The following is a 26,115-nucleotide window of genomic DNA, read 5'->3' as shown; positions in this document are numbered from 1 at the left end:
CATCCCGGCGCCGATTCGAAGCGGAGATAAGCGGGGCGCAATCGGCCTAATCGGCCTGTTTTCCCCGATCCGAGGCCCGGTGTCTCGGGGCGTAGCGAGCGGGTGCTGGGCTAGGCGCGGGTGCCGACCCACCGGAGCGTAGCGGCGCTACGTGAGGATGGGGAGGCGGGCCCCGCAACGAAGCCCAGCGCCCGCGCAGTAGCCCTTGCTCAGCGCTCTCGCAGCGCTTCCTTCGACTTCAGCATGGGTCTCAGGAGGTAGCTCAGCACCGAGCGCTCGCCGGTGCGGATATCCACCATCGCCGTCATGCCGGGGATGACCGGCAGCGGCTCGCCCTTGGCGCGCAGCGTGTTGTGCTCGGCGGTGATCAGCACCCGGTAGTAGGTGCCTTCGTTGTTCTTCTCGGTCTCGCCCAGGGCGTCGGGGCTGACGTACTCGATCTTGCCGTGCAGGCCGCCGTTGACGTTGAAGTCGTAGCCGTTGAGCTTGACGATCGCCGTCTGCCCGACCTGCACGTAACCGATGTCCTTGGGCTTGATGCGCGCCTCGACCAGGATGCGGGGGCCGATCGGCACGATCTCCATGATCGGCGAGCCGGACGTGATCACCCCGCCGACCGTGTTCATCTTGATGTTCTTGACCAGCCCCTTGACCGGCGACTTCAGCACCGAGCGCGTGACCGCGTCGCGGCGCACGACCAGTTGCTCGTCGAGCTGCGCCAGGTCGGTCTGCGCCTTGGACAGCTCGGTGCTGGCGTCCTGGCGGAAACGACTGATGCGCTCGTTGCGCTGCTGCTGGAGCTCGTTGACCTGGCGCGTGACGCGCATCACCTCGACGTTGGACATCAGGCCCTTGGACGCCATGTCCTGCGCCATCTTCTGCTCGGTGGCGAGCAGGCCGATGCTGCGGTTGATGCTGGACGTCGCCTCGTCGAGCACGCGGCGGCGGGTGTCGAAGACCTCGCTCTCGCTGTCGACCAGGCGCTGCACGCCCTTGACCTCGTCGGGGAACTTCAGCGGCACGCCCAGCGCCTCGGCGCGCAGCCGCGCCACCTGCGCCATCAGGCCCAGGCGCTTGGCCTGGCTCTCGTTCTCGGCGGCCTCGGCGCGGGTGGGATCGAGCTCGGCCAGCGCCTGGCCGGCCTCGACTTCCTCGCCTTCATGCACCAGCAGCTTGCCCAGCGTGCCGGACTCCAGGCTGGCGATCACCTGCTCCTTGCCGTCGGGCACGATGCGGGCGTCGCTGCGGGTGACCTCGTCGACGGTGGCGATCGAGGACCAGACCAGCCCCACCAGCAGCACCGCCGCCATCAGGTACAGGGCCCAGACGGCGCGCGGCAGCGGCTCATCGATCAGCGCCGACTGGACGCTGCTGACGAACAGGCCTTCTTCGCGGCTGAGGGTGGTGGACTTGGACATGGCGCGAAGCTCAGACGGACGCGGCGCGGTTCATGGCCTGCGCGGCCGGATGCACGTGGACGGGAGCGCCCTGCGGCGCCTGGCCCGGCTGCGGTTGCGGCTGGGCGGGCTGCTGGCCCGGCGGGCGGGCGCCGGACAGCGCGGCCAGGACCTGGTCGCGCGGCCCGTCCATGACCAGCCGGCCGCTGTCGACGACGACGATGCGCGAGACCAGCTCCAGCACCGCCGGGCGGTGCGTGACCATGATCAGCGTGCAGCTGCCGGCGGCGTCGCGCAGCTGGCGCAGGAAGGCGATCTCGGACTGCGCGTCCATCGAGCTGGTGGGCTCGTCCATCAGCAGGATCTGCGGCTTGGTGACCAGGCTGCGCGCGAGCGCGACCAGCTGGCGCTGGCCGCCCGAAAGCAGCGAGCCCATCTCGCCGACCGGCAGGTCCCAGCCCATCGGATGGCCGGCGACGACGCGGTCCAGGCCCGTCAGCTTGGCGACCTCGACCAGGCGCTGCGCATCGACGTGGCGGCCCATCAGCACGTTGTCGCGCAGCGTGCCGTGGAAGAGCCGCGGCTCCTGCGACACGAAACCGACCTTGCCGCGGAACTCCGCCGGGTCGACCTGGCGCAGGTCGATGCCGTCGATCTCGACGTTGCCCTCGGTCGGCTGGTACAGGCCCGCCAGCATGCGCAGCACGGTGGACTTGCCGCTGCCGATGCGGCCCAGGATCGCGATGCGCTCGCCCGGCTGCACCCGCATCGTCACGTTGCGCAGCACCTTGGGCGACTGGGCATCGCCCTGCGCCGGATAGGAGAAGCCGATGTCGTTCAGGCCGATGCGGCCGGTGATCTGGTTCAGCGGGACGTAGTTGCGGGTGGAGTCGCGCTCCACCGGCGCGCTCATCACCGAGTTCAGCGACAGCATCGCCGCGCGCGCGCCCTGGTAGCGGGTGGCCAGGCTCACCAGGCTGTTCAGCGGCACCGTGGCGCGGCCGGCGAACATGACGGCGCCGATCAGCGCGCCGGCGCTGATGACGCTCTCGTTGATCAGGTAGACGCCCCAGACCAGCATCACCAGGTTGATCGCCTGCTGCATGGTCATCGAGATGTTCATGCTCCAGCTGGCCATCGTGCGGGCGCGCAGCGCGGACTCGGCGACGATGGCGGTGCTGTGCTCGTAGCGGCGCAGGAAACGGCCCTCCGCGCCGGTGGTCTTGAGGTCCTCCAGGCCTTCGAGCGCCTCGACCAGCGTGCCGTGCAGGTCGGCCGACTCGGTCATGTTGGTGCGCATCGCGCGGCGCAGGTAGCCCTGGATGCCGAAGCTCATCAGCAGCATCAGCGGGATCGCGATCATCAGCACCCAGCCCAGCGGGCCGCCGATGATGAAGGTCATCGCGACGAACAGGATCACGAACGGCAGGTCGGTCAGGACCGACATCGTGGCCGAGGTGAAGAAGTCGCGCACCACCTCGACCTGGGCCAGGTAATGCGCATAGGAGCCGGCCGACGCGGGGCGATGCTCCATCCGCACGCCCAGCGTCTGGCGGAACAGCTTGGCGCCGACGATCAGGTCGGTCTTGCGCCCGGCCAGGTCGATCAGGTGGGCGCGCAGCTGGCGGGCGAACAGGTCGAAGACCAGCGCCAGCCCGGCGCCGACGGCCAGCGTCCACAGCGTGACGAAGGCCTGGTGCGGGATGACCTTGTCGTAGATGACCGAGGTCACCAGGCCCGACACCATCATGAGCACGTTGCTCAGCAGCGCGGCCAGCATGGCCGAGCGGTAGTAGGGAATGAAGCGCTTGAGGGTGCCGAACAGCCAGTGCGAATCGGCCTGCAGCAGCGGGGTCTCGTCCTGGGCGCCGGCGATCGGCTTGGCCTGCGACACCTCCTGCGGCGTCACCGCCAGGATGAAGCCGCTGTATTCCTGGTCCAGTTCCGCGGCCGGGGCCACGCAGCTGGCGGCCTCCGGGCCGGGGAAGACGACCTCGTAGCGCACGCCGCCGGCGGCATCGTCGTCCAGGCGCCGCACCAGCACGCAGGCATCGCCGCCGTTGAGCAGCAGCACCGCGGGCAGCAGCAGCTGGTGGATCTCCTCGATGCCCTTGCGCAGCAGCCCGGCGTTGTAGCCGGCCTCGCGCATCAGGCGGATGGCCTGGTCGGGGCTGATCGCGCCCTCGACCGGCGCGCCGGCGCGCAGCGAATCGGCCGAGCGCGCGCGCCCGTGATGCTGCGTCAGCCAGGCCAGGCACTGCAGCAGCGGATCAATCGCCGGCTGCTGCGCCAGGTCCGCGAGCGGGTCCTGCGGCTCGTCCGGCATGCCGGGCGCGCGCTGGCCGTCCTCGGCCGCCAGGCGCAGGCCGGGGCGGCGGGCGCGCTGGTCACCGTCGAAGAAGGGGTCGTGCGGCCGGTTCATTTATCGAATCTTCGTCACTTCAAGCGCGATGGGCGAGGGCCAATTGCTCGAATTCGCGCTCGATGTCACGCACGATCGCCGGCATGTCGAAAAGTGCGCTCTGGCGGCCTTCCTCGCGCAGGTAGCGCTTGTAGGAGCGGGCGCGGCCGGGATTGAGGCCGATCTGGATGGCGCGCTCGACGTAGTCGTCCAGCGAGAAGGTGATCAGGTCCGGCAGGCCGACGGCCGTCAGCAGGCTGCCGCACATGCGCGAGATGTAGCTGCGGCCCGAGCGCGTCAGGATGGGCGTGCCCATCCAGAGGCAGTCGCTGGCGGTGGTGCCGGCGTTGTACGGGAAGGTGTCCAGCACCAGGTCCGGCAGCTGGAAACGGGCCAGGTAGTCCGGCGGCGCGACGCGCGGCGCGAAGATCAGCCGCGACGCGTCGATGCCGGCGGCCTCGGCCTCGCGGCGCAGGTTGGCCTTGGCCCATTCGTTGTCCGCCAGCAGCCACAGCACCGAGTTCGGCACCCCGTGCAGGATGCGCATCCAGGCGCCGAACATCTCGGCGTTCATCTTGTGGTTGTTGTTGAACGAGCAGAAGACGAAGGCGTCCTCGGGCAGCTCGTACTGGGCCCGGGTCGGATCGGCGCCGACCTCGCGCTGGCGGTCGCTGACCTGGTAGCAGTGCGGCAGGTAGATGGGCTTTTCGGAGCAGTACGGCAGGTATTCGGGCGGCATCACGAAGCGATCCGCGATGATCCAGTCCACACCGGGCAGCAGCGAGGTCGCCGGCAGGCCCAGGTAGCTGACCTGCACCGGCGCCGGCCGGTGGGCCAGGATGTTGGGCCGGGCGCCGCTGGTCAGGCCCTGCAGGTCGACCAGCACGTCGATGCCGGCCTGGGCGATCAGCTTGGCGGCGGTGGCATCGTCCATCGCGTTCAGGCGCCAGACCTTGTCCATCGACATCAGCAGCCGCTTGCGCAGTGCGGTGCCGTCCTCGCGGCTCCAGTCGAAGGCGTGGATCTCGAATTTCTCGCGGTCGTGCAGCGCGTAGAGCTCGGCGGTGAGCAGGCCCACCGCGTGCATGCACAGGTCGCCGGAGAGGTAGCCGATCTTGATCTTCCCCTGCTGGCGGGCGGCGACCGAGACCGGATGCTTCCAGAGCGCTTCCTTCTGCTTCGTCACCTTCTCGTGCACGAAGCGCTGGGCGGCGCCCATCTGCAGCGCGGGATCGTCGGTGGCGCTCAGCGTGGCCAGCAGCGAGGTCGCGATCAGCAGCCTGTTGTGGGTCACCTCGCCGAAGGGCTGGTAGACCGGCCACTTGCACTGCTTCTGGCGGATGTGGACGTAATGCTGCATCACGTCCGTTTGTTCGGGATTGAGGGTGAGGCTGCGGACCATCAGCGCCTCGGACTCCTCGTAGCGTCGCTGCAGCTCGAGCAGCCGGGCGGCGTTGTTGAAGGCGTGAGTGCGCAGGCCGTCGGTGTCCGCGCCCAGGGCCTCCATCGGGCCGGTGGCGTCGTAGACCGCCTGCCAGGCGGCCAGCGCCTCGTCGACGCGGCCCAGGTGCTCCAGCTGATGGCCCAGATTCAGGCGCGCCTGGGCGAAGCCCGGGCTGATCGCCAGCGCCTGGCGGTAGACCTGCTCGGCGCGCTCATGCTGCTGGATGTTGCCCAGCACGGTGCCCCAGTTGTAGAGCGCCACCAGGCGCGCCGCCGGCGGCTGGCCCTCGTGCGCCAGCCAGGTCTCGTACAGGTGGGCGGCGGCGTCGCCGAGCTGCTGGGTCTGGAGGAAGTTGCCGCGATCCATCAGCTCCGGCAGCGGGAGCGAACCCTCGCGGGCGCGGATCAGCAGCTGCTCCCATTCCTGGGCCAGGTGGGCGGGAACGCTCAAGTTCGGCATGCTGGGGCGGGCGATGTCCATGGGATCGGGCTTTCGGGGCACGGTGGGACGGCCTGGCGGACACGGCCGGACGAGCCGGCGCGGGCCCTGAGGCCGCCTGTACGGATTGTGTCCGCGCGTTCCCGGGGGAATCCCGGCAAATGGACGGTGCCGACCGTCCATTTCCCTGCCTGGAAGCTCCCGCCCTGGGCGCGCCGCGGACACCGGCGACCCGCCCATCTGGCCCGTTATCGGCCGCCGGCGCGAGAACTTGAGCACGATTTGCAGGCCCCGTCACCGCCTTATCCAGGCTTCGAGGGACAAGGCGGACTTCCACAATCGCCCCGCGATCCTGGCCTCGAAGCCGGGACGCCGCGCGATGAGCAGGCCCGGAAAGGGACGTCGAGGGACGCGCGTTCGATCCACCACGCCAAGAAGAACGCAGCATGAAGGCGATACGGAGCCAGTCGGGTTGGGATGAAATCGTCGAGGAGGCGCAAGCCGTCGAGCTCGACGACCTGGAGACACGGGCCGCCGACGACCCGAGCGGGCTGGCACCGGCCAGCCGCCTGGGCGGCACCGGCGGCGCGGCGATGAACGACGCGCCGGTCCGGCGGCGCCATGGGGATTCGATCTTCCAGAGCCTGATGCGGCTGTGGCCCGGCGAAGGTCGCCGGCCCCAGGCGAGCGCCCGGGCGATGGCCAAGCTGCGGACGGCGTTCCGGGCCAGCGTCGCGGATCTGGCCGAGGAGGCCGATGCCCCGGCGCTGGAGCGGGTGAACGCCCTGCGCCGCCATATCGTCCATGCGCGCCATCCGCAGGACCTGTGGCACCTGCGGACGGCGATCTATACGGAAGTGGCGCGGGCCTTCGACCAGGCGGAAGCCGAGGCCCGGCTGCTGATGCTCAACCGGCAGCTCGAGCAGGGAAAGAGCCTGCTGCGGAGACTGCTCGGCTGACCCTTACTTCGGCTGTCCCAGGAAATCCATCTTCCCCAGCGGCACGCCGGCATGACGCAGCAGCGCGTACAGCGTCGTCGCGTGGAAGTAGAAGTTGGGCAGGTTGAAGAAGCGCGCGAAGTCCTGGCCCTGGAACTGCAGCGGCTCCTTGTCGCGGCGCGGCACGCTGACCGAGCGCGTCTCCGAGCCGTTGATCTGCTCGGCGCTGACGGTCTTGAGGAAGTCGCGCGTCTTCTGGATGCGCTGCAGCAGTTCCTCCAGCGAGGCCTCGGTGTCGGGCCAGCTCGGCACCTCGATGCCGGCCAGGCGGGCGGCGCCGCTCTTGGCCGCGTCACTGGCGATCTGGACCTGGCGCGGCAGCGGCAGCATGTCCGGCGCCAGCCGCAGGGTCAGGTAGACGGACTCGTCGAAGCCCTTGGCGATGGCGTGATCACGCGCGGTGCGGATCCAAGTCTGCATGTTGGCCAGCATGCGATCGAACACCGGCACGGTCGCGGCGTACATGTCCATGGAGATCTCCTCGTCTTGGAAGGGGTTGGGATGCGAAGCGGGCGCGATGCTAGTGCCTGTTCCGATCTGTTGCACGACGCTCGCCCAATGGCCTTGGGCCGGCCGTTTCAGGCGAGTAGGATCGGTGCCCGCACGCCTATGAACATCATCATCCTCGACGACTACCAGGACGCCGTGCGCAAGCTGCCTTGCGCCGCCAAGCTGGACGCGCTGAACGCCAAGGTCTTCACCAACACCGTCAAGGGGATCGGCCAGCTGTCGATCCGGCTGCGGGATGCGGAAGTGCTGGTAACGATCCGCGAACGCACCCACTTCTCGCGCCAACTGCTGGAAAAGCTGCCCAAGCTGAAGCTGATCTCGCAGACCGGCCGGGTCGGCAAGCACATCGACCTGGACGCCTGCACGCGGCTGGGCATCGCGGTGGCCGAGGGCGGCGGCTCGCCGATCGCCCCCGCGGAACTGACCTGGGCGCTGATCATGGCCGCCATGCGCCGCCTGCCGCAGTACATCGCCACGCTCAAGCACGGCGTGTGGCAGCAGTCGGGGCTGAAGTCGGGCTCGATGCCGCCCAACTTCGGCCTGGGCATGGTGCTGCGCGGCAAGACGCTGGGCATCTGGGGCTACGGCAAGATCGGCCAGTTGGTCGCCGGCTACGGCAAGGCCTTCGGCATGCAGGTGCTGGTCTGGGGCAGCGAGGCCTCCCGGCTGCGCGCCCAGGCCGACGGCCACCAGGCGGCCGACAGCCGCGAGGCCTTCTTCGAGCAGGCCGACGTGCTGTCGATGCACCTGCGGCTGTCGGACGAGACCCACGGCATCGTCACCGGCGAGGACCTGGCGCGGATGAAGCCGACCGCGCTGTTCGTCAACACCTCGCGCGCGGAACTGGTCGCCGATGGCGCGCTGGTGTCCGGCCTGAACCGCGGCCGCCCCGGCATGGCCGCCGTCGACGTGTTCGAGTCCGAACCCATCCTGCAGGGCCACCCGCTGCTGCGGCTGGAGAACGCGGTATGTACGCCGCACATCGGCTACGTCGAGCAGGACAGCTACCAGATGTACTTCGACGCCGCCTTCGACAACGTCCTGAATTACATGGCGGGCAAGCCGACCAACATCGTCAATCCGGATGCGCTGAAGGTGCACCGGTGAGCGGGCCCGACGGCCGCGCCGTCGCGGACCGCGATGGCGGCGACGCACCGCCAGTCGCGCTGGCGCGGCCCCGCTCCCTCTCCCATCTGTTCTGGGCCTTCAGCTGGCTGGCGCTGCAGGGCTTCGGCGGCGTGCTGGCGGTGGCGCAGCGGGAGCTGGTCGAGCGGCTGAACTGGATGTCGCGCGAGGAATTCGTCGAGACGCTGGCGGTGGCGCAGGTGCTGCCCGGGCCGAACATCGTGAACATCTCGCTGATGATCGGCGACCGCTTCTTCGGCCTGCGCGGCGCGCTGGTGGCGCTGGCCGGGATGATGACCTTCCCCGCGGTGATCGTGCTGGTGCTGGCGGCGCTGTCGACGACCTGGCTGGCATCGCCGCGCATGACCGGCGCGCTGCGCGGCATGGGCGCGGTGTCGGCCGGGCTGATCCTGGCCACCGGCTTCAAGCTGCTGCCGTCGCTGAAGAAGAATCCGGTCGGCCTGATGCCGGGACTGGCCCTGGCGGCGCTGGTGTTCGGCGCGACGGTCTGGCTCAAGCTGCCGCTGTTCTGGATCGTGCTGAGCGTCGGCGGCTTGGGCATGACGCTGGCGCTGATCGCGCTCAAGCGCAGCCGCACCGGAGCCCGCGCATGAGTCCGACGCTCTGCCAGATGCTGGTGGGGACGCTGAGCTGGCCCGAGCTGGGCGCGCTGATGCTGCATTTCCTGATGCTGTCGCTGCTGTCGATCGGCGGCGCGATCACGACGGCGCCCGACATGCACCGCTACCTGGTGGACGAGCGCCACTGGCTGACGGACCAGAGCTTCACCAGCTCCATCGCGCTGGCGCAGGCCGCGCCGGGGCCGAACATCCTGTTCGTCGCGGTGCTGGGCTTCAACGTGTCGGGGCTGCTCGGCGCGACGGCGGCGATGGCCGGCATCCTGCTGCCGTCGACGACCCTGGTCGTCGCGGCCACCCGCTGGGCGCGCAACAACCGCGAGCACCTGGGCGTGCGCGCCTTCACCGTCGGCATGGCGCCGCTGACGCTGGGCCTGATGATCGCGACCGGCTGGCTGCTCGCGGCGCCCTACCTGGTCGAGCCCGGCCATCGCTGGGCGACGCTGGCGATGATCGTCGCCACCGTGGTCCTGACGATGCGGACGAAGATCGGCATCGTGTGGCTGGTGCTCGGCGGCGGGGTGCTGGGCGCGCTGGGCGTCGTCTAGGCCGCGGCCATCGATCGCGCGCTCGCGCCCCTCCTCTTCCCCAATTGCTCCTCATGCGCCTCTCTCCCGTTCAAGTCGTCGCCGGCGTCGCCGCCGTGGTCCTCGCCGTCGCCGGGCTGGTCCTCGCGACCCGCTTGCGCGAAGCCGCCGTGGACATGCTGTCGGCCCCGCGCCACCGTGTGCCCGCGATGAGCGTCCAGGCGCCGCCGCAGCCCGATGCCAAGGCCTCGCCCGCCGGCGTGCGGGTGATCCCCATCGGCGTCGCCCCGGCGAATCCGACGAATGCGGCGAATCCGGCCAGTTCGCCGCAGGCGGCCCGACCGGGCGGTCGCTGAGGCAGCCGCCCCGACACCGCCTCGCGTCCTACGCGCACACGCGCCCCAGGCCGACCTCGTCGCCGCACGCGCTGGCCTAGGCTCGCCGCATGGGATTGCACCGACTCCTCGGCCGCCTGGCGATGGCGCCCTTCGCCAAGGCCCTGCCCGCGATGGGCGACACCGAACGCGCCGCGCTCGAGGCCGGCACCGTCGGCTTCGAGGGCCAGCTCTTCGCCGGACAGCCTGATTTCGACGCGCTGATCGCGCGCGGCCCCAACCGCCTCACCGAGGAGGAACGCCGCTTCCTGGACGAGGAGGTCGGCACGCTGGTCGGCATGCTCGACGACCACGCCATCGACGAGGCCGGCGACCTGCCACCGCAGGTGTGGCAGTACCTGCGCGAGCACCGCTTCTTCGGAATGATCATTCCGAAGGAATTCGGCGGGCTGGGCTTCGGCCACTACGCCCACGCGGAAGTCGTGACCCGCATCGCCACCGTCAACACCGCCTGCGCGGTGACGGTGATGGTGCCGAACTCGCTGGGACCGGCCGAGCTGCTGCTGCGCTACGGCACGCCGGCCCAGCAGCAGCACTACCTGCCGCGCCTGGCCGACGGGCGCGAGCTGCCCTGCTTCGGGCTGACCTCGCCGTATGCCGGCTCGGACGCCGCGTCCATCCCCGACCGCGGCGTGCTCACCGAGCGCCTGGTCGACGGCCGGCCGGTGCGCGGCTTCAGCGTGCGATTCGACAAGCGCTACATCACTCTGGCGCCTGTGGCCAGCGTCGTGGGGCTGGCCTTCCAGGCGGTGGATCCGTCGCGTCCCGAGGGGCAGCAGGAACTGGGCATCACCTGCGCGCTGCTGCCGGTGCCCACGCCGGGCATGGAGATCGGCCGCCGCCACCGGCCGATGGATTCGGCCTTCATGAACGGTCCGATCCGCGGCGAGGACGTGTTCGTGCCGATGGACTGGGTGATCGGCGGCGAAGCGCGGGTCGGCCAGGGCTGGCGCATGTTGATGGAATGCCTGGCCGCCGGTCGGGCCATCTCGCTGCCGGCGTTGGGCGCGGCGATGCAGCAGACGGCGCTGTTCGTGGTCAACGGCTACGGCCAGGTGCGCGAGCAGTTCGGCCTGCCCATCGGACGATTCCACGCGATCGCCGGCATCACCGCGCAGATGGCCGCGCGGCTCTACGCCACCGATGCCGCGCGCCGCTACACCGCGGCGGCGCTGGATGACGGCGAGCGGCCCAGCGTCGCCAGCGCCATCCTCAAGGTGCAGCTCACCGAGGCGGGCCGCCGCGCGGTCAACGACGGGATGGACGTGCTCGGCGGCAAGGGCATCATCGCCGGGCCGCGCAACCTGCTGGGCGTGGCCTACCGGCATGCGCCGATCGCCATCACGGTGGAAGGCGCCAACCTGCTGTCGCGGGCGCTGATCATCTTCGGCCAGGGTGCGACGCGCTGCCACCCGTTCGTGCTGGAGGAGATGGCGGCCGTGCAGGCGCAGGAGCCGGAGCGGCTGGGCCGAGCGCTGGTCGGTCATGTCGGCCATGTGATGCGCAATCTCTGGCGCAGCCTGGCACATGCGCCGCTGCGCGGCGAGCCGCCCGCCGACCTGCGCGCCGAGGCGCGCCTCATCACCTCGCTGTCCGCCCGCTACGCGCTCACGGCCGATCTGGCCATGGGGCTGCTGGGCGGCAAGCTCAAGCGCATGGAGCTGCTGTCGGCCCGGCTGGGGGACGTGCTCGCCGGCCTCTACCTCGCGGCCGCCTGCGTGTGGCGCTACGAAGTCGAGAACGACCCGGCGATGCTGCCGGTCGCGCGGGCGGCGATCCGCCTGCAGCTGCACGAGGCCGCGACGCTGCTGCGCGAGCTCTACGCCAACCTGCCCTCCGCGGCGCTGCGTGCGGTGGCGCCGCTGATCCTGCACGGCACCGGCCGCCTGGCGCCGCTGCGCGACCGCGAGGCCATCGCGCTGGCCGATGCGCTACGCACGCAACCCGCGCTGATGCGCCGCCTGTGCCCCGACGTCTCGCGCCCGATGCGCGGCGGCCTGCTCGACCTGATGCGGGCGCTCGAGGCGGCGGGCCAGCTCGGCGACGAAGTGCCCGAACTCAACAAGGCGCTGCGCCGCGCGGGATCGCTGGAAGCGGTGGCGAAGGGGGCGCGCAACCCGGAGGCGGCGCTGGCCTACCTGGAGGCGGCGGAGCAGGTGATTCGCGTGGACGAGGACTAGACGACCCTCCGCCCTCCTGCACCATTCGACGAACGGTCATCCTTGCGCCCCACAGTCTTCGATGACGCATGACGGCACGCGCCCCGCTGACCTGCGACAGATTCCGCATCCTGCCTGCTCGCGCACCCGCGACCTCCGCGGCGTCCTCGGACAATCGCCAACAGGATGTCGGGGAGTGGCTCATGAGGGAATGGATTCGATGGCAGTTCGGACGGCCCACGGCGGCCGATGTCTTGAAGCGCCTCGTCAGGCGTCTCGAGGAGATCGGGGCAACCGGGACCACGGTCAACGAAGACCCGCCGGAGATCCACTTCACGCTCAACGGCGTGCAGATGCACTCGCATCTCACCCACCTCGTGAGGGACCTGCGCCGCGCCAAGGGCGGACGCGCGCGTGACATCGAATTCGATCGCTATCTGGAAGGCACCATGCTGCGCCCGGTCGGCGCCGACGTGCCCGAACTCTCCGAGGACTACGCCAGCGTGAGGGCGCGCCTGGTTCCCTTGCTGCGCACGCGCGCCGACATGGCCAAGAGCACCCTGGACCTGGCCAACGCGCTGACCCAGGACGAGGCGGCCCTGACTCGCGCATCGAACCAGACGCCCTTCCGTCCCCTCGTGGGCGACTACGTGGCGATGCTCGGGCTGGATACGCCGGAGAGCACCGCCCGCGTCGCCCAGGGGATGCTGGACAAGTGGGGCGTGAGCTTCGACACCGCCTTTGACGATGCCCTCGACAACCTGCGCGGCCTGCCCGAAGACCTGGGCTGGCAGCAGATCGCGCCGGGACTGTGGCAAGGAGCCTGGAACGATTCATACGAGCCGTCGCGGCTGCTCCTGCCGGATGTGATCTACCGCTCCGGCGTCGCCCATCCGGTGGCGATGGTGCCGCTGCGTCACGTGCTGCTGGTCGCGGACGCGAACGACATCGCCGGACTCGCGCTGATGGCCGCGATGTGCAAGCAGTTGCGCCAGGAGCATTCGCGCTGGCTGTCCTGCCGCCCGCTGCAGCTCGTCGAGCGCACGTGGCAGCCCTTCGAGGCGCCCGAGTCGCTGCGGCCGATGTTCCAGGAGCTGATCTCGGTCGAGGACTCCGAGGACTACAGCGCGCAGAAGCGGCTGCTGGAGCAGCGGCGTCCGCAGGAGGCTTCGGGGCCGTTCGTGGGCTCGGTGAAGCTGGTGCAGTTCAAGGACAGCGAGCGGGTGATGAGCTATTCGGTGTGGCCGGATGGCGTGGACACGCTGCTGCCGCTCACGGACCTCGTGGCCTTCGCCTCCCACGACAAGCCGGACCAAGCGGTGATCGTGGCCTGGGCGGATGCGGTGCGCATCGCCGGGCATTACATGCAGCCCGTCGACGGGCTGCACCCGCCGCGCATGCGCGTCAACGTCTTCCCGAACGGGGACGAGCAGGCTCAGTTGAGAGCCGTGAAGGCCGTCTGAACGACTTCGTCGCTCCCCCTTTTTCGCGATAGGCAAAGGGTCACGTCGCCGAAGAACATCGCCCGTATGAAATTCGCTCACACCACCCCGATCCTGCGCATCTTCGACGAGGCCAAGGCGCTGGAGTTCTACGTGCAGTTCCTCGGCTTCCAGGTCGATTGGGACCACCGCTTCGAGCCGGGGCTGCCGCTCTACCTGCAGGTGTCCCGGGACGGCTGCGTGCTGCACCTCTCGGAACATCACGGCGACGCCTGCCCCGGTGCGGCACTGCGCATCCAGACGGACGACATCGAGGGCTTCCACGCGGAACTGATCGGCCGGCGTTATGGGTACGCCCGTCCCGGGCTGGAAGAGACGCCCTGGGGATCCAAGGACGTCTCGGTGACCGATCCCTTCGGGAATCGGCTGACCTTCACCAACGCCATCAGCACCTAGGGCGCGCTGCGATCAGATCAGGCGGCTGCCACCGCCTGGGCCGCGGCCGCCCATCGCGCCGGGAAGTCCGCATGCCGCAGCGCTGGCGAGACCGCCAGCACCGTGACATCGACCAGCCCGTACACGACGAACGGGTCGCTGGCCATCAGCGCATCCAGCGCGGCGCGGTCCTCGCCGTGGGCGAGGATCAGGCCGCCCGTTGGGGGATCGAGCGGCCCGGCGAAAAGCACATGACCGGCGCGGGTCTGGTCCGCCAGCCACGCGCGATGCGGCCCCAGGTGCTCGTCGATCTGGGCGGGGGGCGTCCGATAGGTCAAGGTGACGGCAAACAGCATGGCGATGGTTCCTCTCAGGCGGAAATAGGAGTGATCAAGGGGGTGGCCAGGGTGTCTGTCACGGCGCGCGACACCTGCGCGAGGGCGTCCGCCATCGAGGCGTCCCGCGCCCCGGCGCCCTGGGTCAACCGCTCGGCGCGGACGACCTGCACCTCCGCGATGCCGAGGAAACCGAAGAACGCGCGCAGGTAGGACTCCTGGAAGTCCATGCCCGCCCCGGCGCCGACCGAGTACAGGCCGCCACGGGTCGAGGCCACGATGACCCGACGGCCACCGGCCAGGCCGACCGGCCCCTCGGCGGTGTAGCGGAAGGTGCGGCCGGGCTGCGCGATGCGGTCGATCCAGGCCTTGAGCGGGCTCGCCACCGAAAAGTTGTACATCGGCGCCCCGACCACGATGACCTCGCTGGCGAGGAACTCGGCGACCAGTTGCTCCGAGCGCGCGCGCTCCGCGGCGACGCCCGTCGGCGCGGGACCGGCGGCACCGCGGAAGCCGGCGGCGATGTCGCCTGTGAGGTGGGGCACCGCGTCGGCGGCCAGGTCGCGGTGGCGCACCTGGGCGGCGGGCGACGCCCGCAGGAGCGCGTCGACGATCGCGCGGCTGAGCTGGCGCGAAGCCGAAGCCTCGCCCTGGAGGCTGGAATCAAGGTGAAGGATCTGCATGGCAATCAAAAGCGCAGTGGGAATGTCCGTCACGATAGGGAGCCCGGCGTTGTTGCACTAGCCGCTGCCGACAGGACAGATCGTTCTGGAATCAGGACAATCGCCCGTCCCTCTCCTCTCCCCTCCTCTCCTTCGACACCGATGATCGGAAGCGCCCGTGGATGACCTGAATGACCTTGTCCTGTTCGCCGCGGTCGTCTCGCATGGCGGCTTCTCCGGCGCGGCGCGGGCGCTGGGAATCTCCAAGTCGCGCGTGAGCCGGCGCGTGGCGGAACTGGAAGAGCGGCTCGCCGTGCGGCTGCTGCATCGCTCGACCCGGTCGGTCAGCGTGACCGAGGTCGGCGCCGCCTTCTTCGCCCATTGCGAGTCGATGTCGGCCTCGGCGAAGGCGGCCTACGAGGTGGCCGCCCGGGCCAACGCCAAGCCCTCGGGCCGGCTCAGGGTAAGCTGCCCGATCGGCGTCGCCCACCTGTTCCTCGCACCGATCCTGCCCCGCTTCCTGAAGGCCAATCCCGAGGTGCGGCTGGACCTGGACCTGACCAATCGCCGGGTGGACGTGATCGGGGAAGGGTATGACGTGGCGATCCGCATCCGATCAGCGCTCGAGGACTCGGACCTGGTGGTGCGCCATTTCGGCACCAGCGACCAGGTGCTCGTGGCGAGCCCGTCCTTCATCGCGGCGCAGGCTGCCGTCGATTCGGCCCAGGCGCTGCAGGGCGTCCTCGGCGTGGGACCGGCCGGCGTGCGGGGCGAGAGGCCCCGCTGGCGGATGACGGATCCGCATGGCGCGGCGGTGGAGATCGACTACCAGCCGACCTTCGCGACCGACGACGTGTACCTGATGTCGCGCATGGCGGTCGCCGGCATCGGCGCCGCGCAACTGCCCTTCCACCTCTGCGCCGACGACCTGCGCGCGGGCCGCCTGGTGCCGCTGCTGCCCGATCACGGGATGCCGGCGCACCAGCTGCACGCGGTCTATCCCACCCGGCGCGGCATGGTGCCCGCGGTCAAGGCGTTCATCGAGATGCTGGTGACGGCGCTGCCCGACTCGCTGGAGCGCGCGAACGACGAGTTCCGGCAGGCGATGCAGGGCGCCGGCGGATAACGGGCTCCTCAGGGCCGGTCCGGCGCCTTCTGGAATCGCTCGCCCAGGACCTCGACGAACTGCCGCACCTTGGCGGGACGGAAACGCGCCGTCGGGTAGACCACATGGATGCCGCCGCTGGGCAAGGTCCAATGCGGCAGCAGGTGGACCAGCGTGCCCTGCTCCAGTTCCGCGGCCACCGCATAGTCCGGCAGCACCGACAAACCGGCGCCCAGGCACACCGCCGCGCGGACCGCCAGCGTCGCGTCGAGGCGGATCGCGGACGCCACCGTCACCGCCTGGCGCTCGCCCTGGCGGTTGGTGAACTCCCAGTGCTCCGGAGCCTTCAAGGCCGTGTTGGCGACGAAGGGCAAGGCGGCCAGTTGCTCCGGCCCCTGCTTGCGGTTCAGCCGCCGCGCCCACGCCGGCGTCCCCACCAGCAGTTGCCGGAAGCTGCCGATCTGCCGCGCCTGCAGCTGCAGGTCGGTCAGCCAGCCGACGCGGATCGCCAGTTCGGCTTCCCCCGCCAGCAGGTCCAGCGGCAGGTCGCTCAGCGTCACGTCGACCTTGCATTTCGGATGGCGCCGCGAGAACTCGACGATGGCGGGCACCACCGCCGTGAGGCCGTAGTCGAACGGCGCGGTGAGGCGCAGCGTGCCGGTCGGCTCGGTGGACACATCGAGCAGCTCGTCGAAGGCATCGCCCGCCTCGCGCAGGATCACGGCGCAGCGCTGATAGAAGGCGAGCCCGGCATCGGTGGCGATCACCCGCCGCGTACTGCGGGTCAGCAGCTGCGTCCGGTACTCCCGTTCCAGCCGCGCGACCTGCTGGCTCACCACCGCCTTCGTGACCCCCAGCCGCTCCGCCGCGGCGGTGAAGGTGCCGGCCTCCACCACCGCGGCGAAATAGGCCAGGCGCTTCAGGTTGTCGAACGCGACCGGGCCGGCCTCGGGCTGATTGTTTGCTTTTGACATACGGAAAGTCTACTGAAGAGCAGTTTTTCTTTACTCCGGGGCTTCCTACGATGCGCTCATCCGATTCGAGCCATGAAAGGACTCCCATGATGACCCGTCGCGATTTCGTCCAGACCGCCGCCGCCGGTGCGGCCTTCTCCCTGGGCGGTGCCCATGCCCAGGGCGCCGCCCCCCTGCAGTGGCAGGCCCTGCCGGCCGGCGAACGCGGCTTCTTCCGCGCGCCGGTGCTGCTGTCCGGCGCCAAGGAGGCGATCCTGATCGACGGCGGCTTTTCGCTGCCGGACGGCCGCGCGGTCGTGGAGGCGATCAAGGCCTCGGGCAAGACGCTGACCACCATCTACGTGAGCCAGAGCGATCCCGACTACTACTTCAGCCTCGGCCCGGTCAAGGCGGCCTTCCCGTCGGCCAAGGTCATCGCCGCCTCGGCCACGATCGCCGCGATCAAGGGGAACGTCGAGAAGAAGCTGGCGGTCTGGGGCCCGCAGCTGAAGGAGAACGGTCCGCAGACCCTGGCCGACGTCGTCATGCCCGAGGCCTTCGACGGCCCCGCGCTGCAGCTGGAAGGCCACGCGATCGAGATCGTGGCGGCCAGCGAGCTCGAGAACCGCCGCTACCTGTGGGTGCCGTCGCTGAAGGCGGTCTTCGGCGGCGTGCTGGTCTTCTCCGGACTGCACGTCTGGACGGCCGACACGCCGACGCCGCAGGCGCGCACCGCGTGGATCCGCAACCTCGAGGCCATCGCCGCCCGCAAGCCCGCCATCGTGGTGCCGGGCCACCTGGCGACCGGCGCCGCGCTGGACGTCTCGGCCGTGACCTACACCCGCGACTATCTGCTGGCCTTCGAGGAAGAAGCGGCGAAGGCGGCGGACAGCGCCGCCCTGATCGCCGCGATGAAGCGGCGCTACCCGTCCGCCGGCCTGGCTCCCGCGCTGGAGATCGGCGCGAAGGTGGTCAAGGGCGAGATGAAGTGGGGCTGAGCGGAGGCCGGAAAAGAAAAGACCCGGTCGCTTGCGCGGCCGGGTCCCAAAGTCGACCCCAGGTGGTCTGCCTGCGGTCTCCCTGCTCGTGAGAGGAGAACAAGGGCCAGCGCGAGCTAGGACTCGGCGCTGACAGTCGTCATTCTGCGGATCGGCGACGGCGCAGGGAAGCGGCGGATGCCGCAAGTTCGCGTACTTCTTCGCCGGACCCCGTTGCCGGTTACCCGACAAGGGCGGTGCGATTCCCTGACAGATGGGGCCGATGCGACACTACCGCCGCCCCGGCCTCCGGCGCGTCGCGAGAGGCGCTGGAGAGCCGCCTGAGGGGCGCCCGCCTGTCCGTCCGCCTTCCATTCATGCGCACCCGCCGCTTCAACGCCATCCGCCGTGTCGACGAGGTTTACGAGCCCATCGATGCCGCCCTGCTGCCGCTGGGCTTCACCCGGACCGGCAATGTCTACCACCGCCAGTCCGAGCACGATGTGTTTCCCGGCATCGAAGCGGTGACCTTCGGGTTCGACTACGGCTTTCGCACCTGCTGGATGCACACCACCGTCAAGATCCCGGCGCTCATCGAGCTGCTGGCGGAGGTCCGGCCGTTTGCCTATGCCAAGGCGCTCGCCTGGCGGGTGCCCGATCACGCCAGCCATGTGGCCTGCATGCTCAGGCTGTCGGAGATGGCGGGGACAGCGCACGCGCCGTTGCCGCAGGGGCTTCGCTGGCGCGACGACGGCCGCCTGCAACGGGTGCGTCCCCTGCCCGCGGCGACGCTCGGCGACACCCTGGCCGCGCTGGTCCGGCAGTTCGCGTTGCCCGCCTTGCGGGAACGCCTGACGCTGCGCCGCCTGGCCGCCGCGGCCGACGCGCCCGGGTACGGGCAAAGCGGCATCGCGGGCGCCTGGCCGCTCGCGGCGAGGCTGGCGCTCGGCGACCTGGACGGCGCGGCCCGGGCGTTTCGCGCGCATCCGTATGCCCTGGGATCGGACCGCCTGCGCTTCTCGGCAGCCAAGGCCTGGCTGCGGGGCTGCGGCCTGGTCCTGGACGATGTCGAGTGGGACGCCGCCGCGGCCGAGGCTGCGGACCCTTGGGACGCCCGCCCGTGGCTGACCGGCGAGTTGGTGAGCTGACCCGCCGCCTTCAGAAAGGCAGGCTCAAACGTCCTTCGTGCCGAAGATCTTGTCGCCCGCGTCGCCCAGGCCCGGGATGATGTAGCCGTTCTCGTTGAGGTGGGAATCGATCGCCGCCGTCCAGCAGCGCACGTCCGGATGCGCCTTCGTCAGCGCGGCCACGCCCTCCGGCGCCGCCACCAGCACCAGCGCGCGGATGTCCTTGCAGCCGCGCTTCTTCAGCAGGTCGATCGTCGCGATCATCGAGCCCGCCGTCGCCAGCATCGGATCCACGATCAGCGCGGTGCGCTGGTCCAACTGGCCGACGAACTTCTCGAAGTAGTTCACCGGCTGCAGCGTCTCGTGGTCGCGGGCCAGGCCCACCACGCTCACCTTGGCGTTGGGCATCATGTCCAGCACGCCGTCCAGCATGCCCAGCCCCGCGCGCAGGATGGGCACCACCGTCACCTTGCGGCCGGCGATCTGGTCGATCTCCACCTCGCCGCACCAGCCCGCGATCGTCGTCTTCTCCAGCGGGAAATCGGCCGTCGCCTCGTAGGCCAGCAGCCGCGCGACCTCGCCGGTCAGCTCGCGGAACTTCTTGGTGGACATGTCGCCCTCCCGCATCAGGCCGATCTTGTGCTTGACGAGGGGGTGCTTGACTTCGATGACGGCCATGGCGGTAGGAGGTCCGGTAAGGGTGTCGGGCCCCGGTCAGGACCCCTGGAATGTCGGCGCGGCCCCGTGGGGCCGCAAGGGCGCGATTATCTCGCGCCGCGGGTTCAGTCCCGCTTCTGGCGCTGGCGCAGCGCCTCGTACAGGCACACGCCGGCCGCGACGGAGACGTTCAGGCTCTCCACCGCGCCTTGCATCGGGATGCGCACCAGCTCGTCGCAGGTCTTGCCGGTCAGCTGCCGCATGCCGGCGCCCTCGGCGCCCAGCACCAGCGCCACCGGGCCGCTCAGGTCCAGGTCGTACAGGGTCTTCTCCGCCTGGTCCGAGGTGCCGATCACCCAGATGTCGCGCTCCTTGAGCTCACCCAGCGTGCGCGCCAGGTTGGTGACCATCAGGTAGGGCACCGTCTCGGCCGCGCCGCTGGCCACCTTGGCCACCGTGGCATTGAGGCCAACCGCATGGTCCTTGGGCGCGACCACCGCATGCGCGCCCGCCCCATCGGCCACCCGCAGGCAGGCGCCCAGGTTGTGGGGATCGGTCACGCCGTCGAGCACCAGCACCAGCGGCGGGCCCTCGACCTCGTCCAGCAGATCGTCCAGCGAGTGCTGCTGCGCCACCGCCTTCACCCGCGCCACCACGCCCTGGTGACGGGTCGTGCCGCAGAGCTTCTGCAGCCGGTCGTCGTCGCTCTCGACCAGCCGCGCGCCGGCGGCCTCGGCCTTCTCAAGGAAGCCGCGCATGCGCTGGTCCTTGCGGGTGGCGTCGAACAGGATCTCCTGCACCGACGCGGGCGCCGTCTTCAGGCGCACGGTCACGGCATGGAAGCCGAACAGGATCTGGGTCTTGGTGGGAGAGGAGCTCATGGGGCGCGATTGTCGCAGGCCGCGTTCCCCGCCCCGCCTCAGAGCCAGCCGAAGTGCCGCGCCGCCATCAGCGCGCCGATCATCACCGGCTGGTGGACCATGTAGTACGACAGCGACCACTGCCCCATCACTGACAGCGGCCGCCACGCGGGCCGCAGCGGGCGCTGCATCCAGCGGCGCACCGACGCGGTCCGCATCAGCGCGCAGCCCCAGAGCATCGGGCCGAGCCAGGGCAGCAGCGGCACGTAGTCCTCGGTCAGCGGCTTGCGCGTGACCAGGCCGACCCAGTTGGTGGTGCGCGCGTCGAAGAACGGATGCGCCACCAGGAAGGGCAGCGCGATCGCCAGCGCGCCCAGCCCCCACAGCGCCAGCGTGGGCAGCCGCGCGAAGCCGAAGCGCACCAGGATCAGCATCAGCGCCATGCCGTGCAGCACGCCGAAGCTGATGTACGAGCGCGGGAACATCCACCACGAGCCGATCGACACCAGCAGCGCGCAGGCCATCACCTGGCCCCAGCGGCGCCAGAAGCGGTAGGCGGTCTGCCCCTGCGACAGCGCCACCGCCTGGCCCATGCCGGCGCACAGCAGGAAGAGGCTGACGATGCCACTGCGCTGCCAGGTCCAGAACGGATCGCGGTAGAAGTCCTCGACGATGACCTTGAAGTAGCTCAGGTCGAAGCAGAAATGGAAGACCGTCATCCACACCATCGCCAGGCCGCGCAGCGCGTCGAGGCGGTCGAAACGGGGCGTGGGGGTCTCGGGGCCCGGGGGCGGGAAGTCGGCGGAGGCGCCGTGTCCGGGGTCAGGCGTTGCGGTCGGGAGGCGGGCCGGCGGATTCATCGAGGAACGAGTCTACATAAGCCGATCCGCCCCACGATGACGCTGAACCGGCAATCGGTCACGGGCAAGCGGCATACCCCGCGCCGCGCGGCGTCGCTACGCCGGTGGGCCCGACCGCGCCACCGCGGTCGTGCGCCGCAGGCGCATCAAGGCCTGGCGCGCCGACGGCCCGTCGCCGCTGCCGTGCTCGAGCGTGCCCGCCAGCGCCTCGCGCAGCTGCGCGAGGTCTCCCGCGGCCGCGCGACGGAACCAGACGTTGAAGCACAGCGAGGTCAAGGCTGCCTGGCGGCTCGCGTCGAGTTGCTCGAAGGCCTGTTGCCAGCGCGGCGTCGGCGCACGTGGCGGCAAGCGCGCGAGCCAGCCGGTGTCTCCAACCGGCGCCGCGTCGCGCCGCGGTGGCGAGGCCAGCGAGGCGGATGACATGAACGGTGCCGGCATCCCCCGCGACGAGGGCGGCACGAGCGAAGCGCGCGACGCGATCGCTGCGGGCGGCGCCGCGCCCGGCCGCAGCGCCGCCGCGCACAGCATGCCCATCACGAGCGTCGCGTGGTACGAGGTGCGCAGCACCACCTCGTCGCGCGCAAGGCCCGGCACCGGCTCGGCGGCCCATCGCGCATGCTCCGGGCCCGGGAGGAAGCCGAATTCATCCTGCACCGTCGACAGCAGGTCGAAGGCGAACGCGGCGGCCGCGCTCCACGGCCGGTCCAGCATCGGCCAGGTCCACAGCAATTCCGCCGCGAGGTCGAAGTTGTCCGCATCGAGCGCCGCGGCCAGGCCCGCCTCGGCCTCGGCCAGCACCTCGTCCACCGGGCGCGGCAGGCGCACCGGCCGGCGCCCCATGTCGGACGCATACAGGACGACGTGGGTGAACATGTAGAGGTCGAGCGTCGAGCACGCCAGCACGTCCAGCGGCCAACCGATGCAGGTGGCGGCCAGCAGTTCCGCGTCGATGGGCTCGACGCCGACCCGGCCGCGCCGCAGCTGGTCCAGCCACTCGCATTCCAGCTGGTGATTCGGCAGCCGCTCGGCGCCGCCGGCGACCTCGCCCACGAGCAGTTCGTCGAGCAGGCGGTCGAAGGCCTCGTCCGGATACCCCGCGTCACCGAGGAACAGGTGGGCGGACGCATGCTCCAGCGCGCGGCCGGTGTCGTGGCACAGCCGCGCCTTCACCCGCGCACCGCGTGCCGGCGCGACCAGCTGCACCGCGAGCAGCCGCGCCTCCACGTCCAGCGTCTCGTCCTCGCCGCGCAGGTTCGCCGCCATGCGCAGCAGCATCGCCGCCTCGCCGACGACCTTCGCCAGCACCAGCGGCGCCGGGGCACCGCCTCCTCCCGCCGCGCCAGTCGCTGCGCCCTCCTCCTCGGCCAGCGCGCGCTTCAGGCTCCGCCGGGCCATGCGCACCGCCAGGTGCACGCGGCCCAGCAGGTCTTCCCGGCGCCGGGCGGCGGCCGACCGCCTGCCCACCATCGGCCGGACCACCGGCATCGGGACGACCGCGCTCATCGCGTCACTCGCGCAGCTGGCGGACGTCGCGCACGATGTCCAGCTCCGGCCCCGGCCAGCCGCAGTTCCAGATCGCGTTGCGGTTGATGATGGTGACCAGCACCTCGCCTTGCAGCAGGGCCCGTTCGCCGAACTTGGCGAAGGTCGCGCCGACCGCGTCGGCGTTAATGGCCTTGCTCTCCACGAGCGCCTCGATGACTTGCTGCTGGAACGCAGTTCTCGCTTCAGATCTCATGACAGCCTCCTTGAAGGGTTTCGCGTCGGAGCTGAAGCGGACTGCCTCCCCCTCGATCGCCTACCGGTTGTAGGTGGCCCCCTCGGCCCCCACTACCCCTAGCTCGCCCCCCTCCGAAGAGGCCCCTCCAAAGAGGCAACCGCAAACAGGCTCCCCGAAGGGGGGAGCCCCCGCCGGGGCGACCGGCGCGCTGCGCGATTCCAGGTTAGGTGATTACCCGCAGTTGTCAGACATCCTCTTGATGACCGTCGATGGCATCGCTACCATCTGCCCATGCTGGTACCGGTACCAAGTCATTCAGGACGGGGTGCGACGACGGATCCAGCGCTGTTGTAGCCACGGAGACAAGCCGCTCATGACCTCGCCCCAAGACCTCAAGGCCACCATTTCCCACGGCCTGCTGTCCTTCCCGCTGACCGATTTCGACGCCCAGCTGAACTTCGCGCCCAAGCCTTATGCCGAGCGCCTGGAGTGGCTGATGCCCTACGGCGCGACCGCGCTGTTCGCGGCCGGCGGCACTGGCGAGTTCTTCTCGCTCGAGCCCAAGGAGTACAGCGACGTCATCCGCGTCGCGGTCGAGACCTGCAAGGGGAAGATGCCCATCATCGCGGGCGCCGGCGGCCCGACCCGGGTCGCGATCCAGTACGCGCAGGAAGCCGAGCGCCTGGGCGCGCAGGGCATCCTGCTGCTGCCGCACTACCTGACCGAGGCCTCGCAGGAGGGTCTGGTGGCGCATGTGCAGGCCGTCTGCCGCAGCGTCAGGTTCGGCGTGATCGTCTACAACCGCGGCGCCTGCCGCCTGACGCCCGAGTCGCTGCTCAAGCTCGCCGACACCTGCCCCAACCTGATCGGCTTCAAGGACGGCATCGGCGACATCGAGTCCTTCGTCTCGATCCGCCAGCAGCTCGGCGACCGCTTCAGCTACCTGGGCGGCCTGCCCACCGCGGAAGTCTTCGCCGGCGCCTACCGCGCCATGGGCTGCCCGGTGTATTCGTCGGCCGTCTTCAACTTCATCCCGAAGACCGCGATCGACTTCTACAACGCCCATGCGTCGGGTGACACCGCCACCACCGACCGCCTGATCCGCGAGTTCTTCCTGCCCTACATCGCGCTGCGCAACAAGGGCCATGGCTACGCGGTGTCCATCGTGAAGGCCGGCGCCACGCTGGCCGGCCACACGGCCGGCCCGGTGCGTCCGCCGCTGTCGGACCTCAAGCCCGCCGAGGTCGACGAGCTGGGCGCGCTGATCTCCAGACTCGGCCCGCAGTAAGCGCGCCGCGGGACGCGTCGTCCGGCTCGGACCGGCGCGCGTCCCTCGTCCCTCGTCCCTCGTCCCTTCTTCCCCTTCCGCGCCTGCGGCCTTCCCGTCCATCCGCCACGCGCCCTTCGCGACCGGCAACGAGCAGTCCCTCATGTTCAAGAACCTCATCAACGGCGAGTGGGTCGACGGTCCCCGCGCCTCCCGCAACATCAACCCGAGCGACACCCGCGACTTGATCGGCGAGTACGCGCAGGCCGACGTCGCCCAGGCGCGCGCTGCCATCGCCGCCGCGCGCGCGGCCTTCGGCCGATGGAGCCTGTCCACGCCGCAGCAGCGCTTCGACGTGCTGGACGCCGCCGGCACCGAGATCCTGGCGCGCCGGGCCGAGCTCGGCGACCTGCTGGCCCGCGAGGAAGGCAAGACGCTCCCCGAGGCGATCGGCGAGGTCGTGCGCGCCGGCAACATCTTCAAGTTCTTCGCCGGCGAGGCGCTGCGCGTCGGCGGCGAGGTGATCCCCTCGGTGCGTCCGGGCGTCGGCGTCGAGGTGACGCGCGAGCCGATCGGCGTGGTGGGCCTGATCACGCCGTGGAACTTCCCGATCGCGATCCCCGCCTGGAAGATCGCGCCCGCGCTGGCCTTCGGCAACAGCGTCGTGCTCAAGCCGGCGGACCTGGTGCCGGGCTCGGCCTGGCAGCTCGCGGACATCCTGAAGCGCGCCGGCCTGCCCGATGGCGTCTTCAACCTCGTGATGGGCCGTGGCGCCGAGGTCGGCGCCGAGCTGCTCGAGAACCGCCAGGTCGACGCGATCAGCTTCACCGGCAGCGTCGCCACCGGCCAGCGGGTCGCCGCCGCCTGCGTCGCGCGCGGCGCGAAGTTCCAGCTGGAGATGGGCGGCAAGAACCCGTTCGTCGTGCTGGACGACGCCGACCTCGACGTGGCCGTCGCCGCCGCGGTCAACAGCGGCTTCTTCTCGACCGGCCAGCGCTGCACCGCGTCCTCGCGGCTGATCGTCACCGCGGGCATCCATGACCGCTTCGTCGCGGCCGTGGTCGAGCGCATGAAGACGCTCAAGGTCGACGACGCGCGCACGGCCGGCACCGACATCGGTCCGGTCGTCGACGAACGCCAGCTCGCGCAGGACCTCGAGTACATCGCCATCGCCAAGGCCGAGGGCGCGACGCTGGCCGCGGGCGGCGAGGCACTGCCCACCAGCAGCGCGGGCGCGCCCGGTTTCTACCTGACGCCCGCGCTCTTCACCGGCACCGCGCCCGCGATGCGCATCAACCAGGAAGAAGTCTTCGGCCCGGTGGTGAGCGTCATCCAGGCCAAGGACTACGACGAGGCACTGGCCCTGGCCAACGACACGCCCTTCGGCCTGGCCACCGGCATCGCCACCACCTCGCTCAAGCACGCCACCCACTTCAAGCGCCACGCGCAGGCCGGCATGGTGATGGTCAACCTGCCCACCGCGGGCGTCGATTACCACGTGCCCTTCGGCGGCCGCAAGGCCTCCAGCCACGGCCCGCGCGAGCAGGGCAAGTACGCCGCCGAGTTCTACACGACGGTGAAGACCGCATACACGCAAGCGTGATCCACCTGTGATGCAGGCATGAGGGCGGCGCGGGGTCCAGGCCCGCGCGCCCGATGGCATGACGCAAGCCGGCGCAGACC

Annotated in this window: 25 protein-coding genes; 13 read left to right on the top strand and 12 right to left on the bottom strand. The window is 70.4% G+C overall.

Features of this window, described 5'->3' with window-relative positions; translation table 11 throughout:
- Positions 1-209: 209 nt before the first annotated feature.
- Genes BM393_RS21795 through BM393_RS21785 form a run of 3 tightly spaced genes read right to left on the bottom strand, consistent with a single transcriptional unit; the run spans position 210 to position 5,722 of the window.
- On the bottom strand, positions 210-1,418 hold the full coding sequence (locus BM393_RS21795; RefSeq protein WP_091732806.1) for an HlyD family type I secretion periplasmic adaptor subunit: 1,209 nt from the start codon (positions 1,416-1,418) through the stop codon (positions 210-212).
- A gap of 10 nt (positions 1,419-1,428) precedes the next feature.
- A complete protein-coding gene (locus BM393_RS21790) occupies positions 1,429-3,819 on the bottom strand; it encodes a type I secretion system permease/ATPase (protein ID WP_091732802.1) in 2,391 nt (796 codons plus the stop codon).
- A gap of 19 nt (positions 3,820-3,838) precedes the next feature.
- On the bottom strand, positions 3,839-5,722 hold the full coding sequence (locus BM393_RS21785) for a tetratricopeptide repeat protein (RefSeq protein ID WP_254783555.1): 1,884 nt from the start codon (positions 5,720-5,722) through the stop codon (positions 3,839-3,841).
- 404 nt (positions 5,723-6,126) lie between these two features.
- Here BM393_RS21785 and BM393_RS21780 point away from each other — a divergent pair, with 404 nt between their 5' ends.
- Positions 6,127-6,639 (top strand): hypothetical protein, encoded by a 513-nt coding sequence (locus BM393_RS21780; protein WP_091732797.1) that lies wholly within the window; start codon positions 6,127-6,129, stop codon positions 6,637-6,639.
- Positions 6,640-6,642: 3 nt separating this feature from the next.
- Here the strand turns inward: BM393_RS21780 and BM393_RS21775 are convergent, their stop codons facing one another.
- Entirely contained in the window at positions 6,643-7,155 is a 513-nt protein-coding gene (locus BM393_RS21775; protein WP_091733819.1) for a DUF1993 family protein, read from the bottom strand.
- Between the two features lie 132 nt (positions 7,156-7,287).
- Here BM393_RS21775 and BM393_RS21770 point away from each other — a divergent pair, with 132 nt between their 5' ends.
- The 7 genes from BM393_RS21770 (at position 7,288) to BM393_RS21740 (ending at position 13,930) form a co-directional block, all read left to right on the top strand.
- A complete protein-coding gene (locus tag BM393_RS21770) occupies positions 7,288-8,295 on the top strand; it encodes a D-2-hydroxyacid dehydrogenase family protein (protein WP_091732794.1) in 1,008 nt (335 codons plus the stop codon).
- Positions 8,292-8,927 (top strand): chromate transporter, encoded by a 636-nt coding sequence (locus BM393_RS21765; RefSeq protein WP_404932672.1) that lies wholly within the window; start codon positions 8,292-8,294, stop codon positions 8,925-8,927. The genes BM393_RS21770 and BM393_RS21765 overlap by 4 nt, the downstream gene beginning before the upstream one ends.
- Positions 8,924-9,499, top strand: a complete 576-nt coding sequence (locus BM393_RS21760; protein WP_091732789.1) for a chromate transporter — start codon at positions 8,924-8,926, stop codon at positions 9,497-9,499. The genes BM393_RS21765 and BM393_RS21760 overlap by 4 nt, the downstream gene beginning before the upstream one ends.
- A gap of 53 nt (positions 9,500-9,552) precedes the next feature.
- Positions 9,553-9,834 carry a hypothetical protein gene (locus BM393_RS21755; protein ID WP_091732784.1) on the top strand — a complete coding sequence of 94 codons (282 nt, stop codon included), beginning with the start codon at positions 9,553-9,555 and terminating at the stop codon, positions 9,832-9,834.
- A gap of 89 nt (positions 9,835-9,923) precedes the next feature.
- A complete protein-coding gene (locus BM393_RS21750; protein WP_091732780.1) occupies positions 9,924-12,053 on the top strand; it encodes an acyl-CoA dehydrogenase in 2,130 nt (709 codons plus the stop codon).
- Positions 12,054-12,286: 233 nt separating this feature from the next.
- The gene (locus BM393_RS21745; RefSeq protein ID WP_091732776.1) at positions 12,287-13,495 is read left to right on the top strand and encodes a hypothetical protein; all 1,209 of its coding nucleotides are present in this window, start codon (positions 12,287-12,289) and stop codon (positions 13,493-13,495) included.
- Between the two features lie 66 nt (positions 13,496-13,561).
- Positions 13,562-13,930 carry a glyoxalase superfamily protein gene (locus tag BM393_RS21740; RefSeq protein ID WP_091732772.1) on the top strand — a complete coding sequence of 123 codons (369 nt, stop codon included), beginning with the start codon at positions 13,562-13,564 and terminating at the stop codon, positions 13,928-13,930.
- A 17-nt stretch (positions 13,931-13,947) separates the two neighbouring features.
- On the opposite strand, the gene BM393_RS21735 is transcribed toward BM393_RS21740, so the two are convergent.
- Both BM393_RS21735 and BM393_RS21730 read right to left on the bottom strand, forming a co-directional pair.
- Entirely contained in the window at positions 13,948-14,265 is a 318-nt protein-coding gene (locus BM393_RS21735; protein WP_091732769.1) for a YciI family protein, read from the bottom strand.
- A 14-nt stretch (positions 14,266-14,279) separates the two neighbouring features.
- Entirely contained in the window at positions 14,280-14,927 is a 648-nt protein-coding gene (locus tag BM393_RS21730) for an FMN-dependent NADH-azoreductase (protein WP_091732765.1), read from the bottom strand.
- Between the two features lie 157 nt (positions 14,928-15,084).
- On the opposite strand from BM393_RS21730, the gene BM393_RS21725 reads away from it, so the two are divergent.
- Positions 15,085-16,032 carry a LysR family transcriptional regulator gene (locus BM393_RS21725; RefSeq protein ID WP_091732762.1) on the top strand — a complete coding sequence of 316 codons (948 nt, stop codon included), beginning with the start codon at positions 15,085-15,087 and terminating at the stop codon, positions 16,030-16,032.
- A gap of 8 nt (positions 16,033-16,040) precedes the next feature.
- Here BM393_RS21725 and BM393_RS21720 read toward each other — a convergent pair whose 3' ends face one another.
- Positions 16,041-16,985 carry a LysR family transcriptional regulator gene (locus tag BM393_RS21720; protein ID WP_091732758.1) on the bottom strand — a complete coding sequence of 315 codons (945 nt, stop codon included), beginning with the start codon at positions 16,983-16,985 and terminating at the stop codon, positions 16,041-16,043.
- Between the two features lie 86 nt (positions 16,986-17,071).
- Between BM393_RS21720 and BM393_RS21715 the strand changes: the two genes are divergently transcribed.
- Both BM393_RS21715 and BM393_RS21710 read left to right on the top strand, forming a co-directional pair.
- Positions 17,072-17,962, top strand: a complete 891-nt coding sequence (locus BM393_RS21715) for an MBL fold metallo-hydrolase (protein WP_091732753.1) — start codon at positions 17,072-17,074, stop codon at positions 17,960-17,962.
- Positions 17,963-18,318: 356 nt separating this feature from the next.
- A complete protein-coding gene (locus BM393_RS21710; protein WP_091732748.1) occupies positions 18,319-19,089 on the top strand; it encodes a hypothetical protein in 771 nt (256 codons plus the stop codon).
- Between the two features lie 24 nt (positions 19,090-19,113).
- Here the strand turns inward: BM393_RS21710 and upp are convergent, their stop codons facing one another.
- The 5 genes from upp to BM393_RS21685 all read right to left on the bottom strand — a co-directional run bounded on the left by upp (position 19,114) and on the right by BM393_RS21685 (position 23,183).
- Positions 19,114-19,746, bottom strand: coding sequence for a uracil phosphoribosyltransferase (gene upp / locus BM393_RS21705; RefSeq protein ID WP_091732743.1), 633 nt, complete (start codon positions 19,744-19,746; stop codon positions 19,114-19,116).
- A gap of 104 nt (positions 19,747-19,850) precedes the next feature.
- On the bottom strand, positions 19,851-20,606 hold the full coding sequence (gene rlmB / locus BM393_RS21700) for a 23S rRNA (guanosine(2251)-2'-O)-methyltransferase RlmB (protein WP_091732739.1): 756 nt from the start codon (positions 20,604-20,606) through the stop codon (positions 19,851-19,853).
- Between the two features lie 38 nt (positions 20,607-20,644).
- Positions 20,645-21,445, bottom strand: a complete 801-nt coding sequence (locus tag BM393_RS21695) for a DUF1624 domain-containing protein (protein ID WP_091732735.1) — start codon at positions 21,443-21,445, stop codon at positions 20,645-20,647.
- Between the two features lie 96 nt (positions 21,446-21,541).
- The gene (locus tag BM393_RS21690; protein ID WP_091732731.1) at positions 21,542-22,948 is read right to left on the bottom strand and encodes a DUF6895 family protein; all 1,407 of its coding nucleotides are present in this window, start codon (positions 22,946-22,948) and stop codon (positions 21,542-21,544) included.
- A gap of 4 nt (positions 22,949-22,952) precedes the next feature.
- Positions 22,953-23,183, bottom strand: a complete 231-nt coding sequence (locus tag BM393_RS21685; RefSeq protein ID WP_141225433.1) for a hypothetical protein — start codon at positions 23,181-23,183, stop codon at positions 22,953-22,955.
- A gap of 355 nt (positions 23,184-23,538) precedes the next feature.
- Between BM393_RS21685 and kdgD the strand changes: the two genes are divergently transcribed.
- Together kdgD and BM393_RS21675 are read left to right on the top strand one after the other, a co-directional pair.
- Entirely contained in the window at positions 23,539-24,453 is a 915-nt protein-coding gene (kdgD, locus tag BM393_RS21680; RefSeq protein ID WP_091732726.1) for a 5-dehydro-4-deoxyglucarate dehydratase, read from the top strand.
- A gap of 142 nt (positions 24,454-24,595) precedes the next feature.
- A complete protein-coding gene (locus BM393_RS21675) occupies positions 24,596-26,035 on the top strand; it encodes an aldehyde dehydrogenase family protein (protein WP_091732723.1) in 1,440 nt (479 codons plus the stop codon).
- Positions 26,036-26,115 lie beyond the last annotated feature (80 nt).

The sequence above is a fragment of the Mitsuaria sp. PDC51 genome, from assembly GCF_900113225.1.
Taxonomy (GTDB): Bacteria; Pseudomonadota; Gammaproteobacteria; order Burkholderiales; family Burkholderiaceae_C; genus Roseateles.
The sequence above is the reverse complement of the archived record's forward strand: the minus strand, read 5'-3'. Positions and strand labels throughout refer to the sequence as shown.

Bases quoted from the DNA above. Each gene is read 5' to 3' on its own strand.
- BM393_RS21720 (WP_091732758.1), bottom strand. From the start codon at position 16,985: ATGTCAAAAGCAAACAATCAGCCCGAGGCCGGCCCGGTCGCGTTCGAC.
- BM393_RS21795 (WP_091732806.1), bottom strand. From the start codon at position 1,418: ATGTCCAAGTCCACCACCCTCAGCCGCGAAGAAGGCCTGTTCGTCAGC.
- BM393_RS21750 (WP_091732780.1), top strand. From the start codon at position 9,924: ATGGGATTGCACCGACTCCTCGGCCGCCTGGCGATGGCGCCCTTCGCC.
- BM393_RS21715 (WP_091732753.1), top strand. From the start codon at position 17,072: ATGATGACCCGTCGCGATTTCGTCCAGACCGCCGCCGCCGGTGCGGCC.
- BM393_RS21770 (WP_091732794.1), top strand. From the start codon at position 7,288: ATGAACATCATCATCCTCGACGACTACCAGGACGCCGTGCGCAAGCTG.
- BM393_RS21675 (WP_091732723.1), top strand. From the start codon at position 24,596: ATGTTCAAGAACCTCATCAACGGCGAGTGGGTCGACGGTCCCCGCGCC.
- BM393_RS21730 (WP_091732765.1), bottom strand. From the start codon at position 14,927: ATGCAGATCCTTCACCTTGATTCCAGCCTCCAGGGCGAGGCTTCGGCT.
- BM393_RS21740 (WP_091732772.1), top strand. From the start codon at position 13,562: ATGAAATTCGCTCACACCACCCCGATCCTGCGCATCTTCGACGAGGCC.
- BM393_RS21690 (WP_091732731.1), bottom strand. From the start codon at position 22,948: ATGAGCGCGGTCGTCCCGATGCCGGTGGTCCGGCCGATGGTGGGCAGG.
- BM393_RS21710 (WP_091732748.1), top strand. From the start codon at position 18,319: ATGCGCACCCGCCGCTTCAACGCCATCCGCCGTGTCGACGAGGTTTAC.
- upp (WP_091732743.1), bottom strand. From the start codon at position 19,746: ATGGCCGTCATCGAAGTCAAGCACCCCCTCGTCAAGCACAAGATCGGC.
- BM393_RS21785 (WP_254783555.1), bottom strand. From the start codon at position 5,722: ATGGACATCGCCCGCCCCAGCATGCCGAACTTGAGCGTTCCCGCCCAC.
- BM393_RS21685 (WP_141225433.1), bottom strand. From the start codon at position 23,183: ATGAGATCTGAAGCGAGAACTGCGTTCCAGCAGCAAGTCATCGAGGCG.
- BM393_RS21755 (WP_091732784.1), top strand. From the start codon at position 9,553: ATGCGCCTCTCTCCCGTTCAAGTCGTCGCCGGCGTCGCCGCCGTGGTC.
- BM393_RS21780 (WP_091732797.1), top strand. From the start codon at position 6,127: ATGAAGGCGATACGGAGCCAGTCGGGTTGGGATGAAATCGTCGAGGAG.
- kdgD (WP_091732726.1), top strand. From the start codon at position 23,539: ATGACCTCGCCCCAAGACCTCAAGGCCACCATTTCCCACGGCCTGCTG.
- BM393_RS21735 (WP_091732769.1), bottom strand. From the start codon at position 14,265: ATGCTGTTTGCCGTCACCTTGACCTATCGGACGCCCCCCGCCCAGATC.
- rlmB (WP_091732739.1), bottom strand. From the start codon at position 20,606: ATGAGCTCCTCTCCCACCAAGACCCAGATCCTGTTCGGCTTCCATGCC.
- BM393_RS21695 (WP_091732735.1), bottom strand. From the start codon at position 21,445: ATGAATCCGCCGGCCCGCCTCCCGACCGCAACGCCTGACCCCGGACAC.
- BM393_RS21790 (WP_091732802.1), bottom strand. From the start codon at position 3,819: ATGAACCGGCCGCACGACCCCTTCTTCGACGGTGACCAGCGCGCCCGC.
- BM393_RS21760 (WP_091732789.1), top strand. From the start codon at position 8,924: ATGAGTCCGACGCTCTGCCAGATGCTGGTGGGGACGCTGAGCTGGCCC.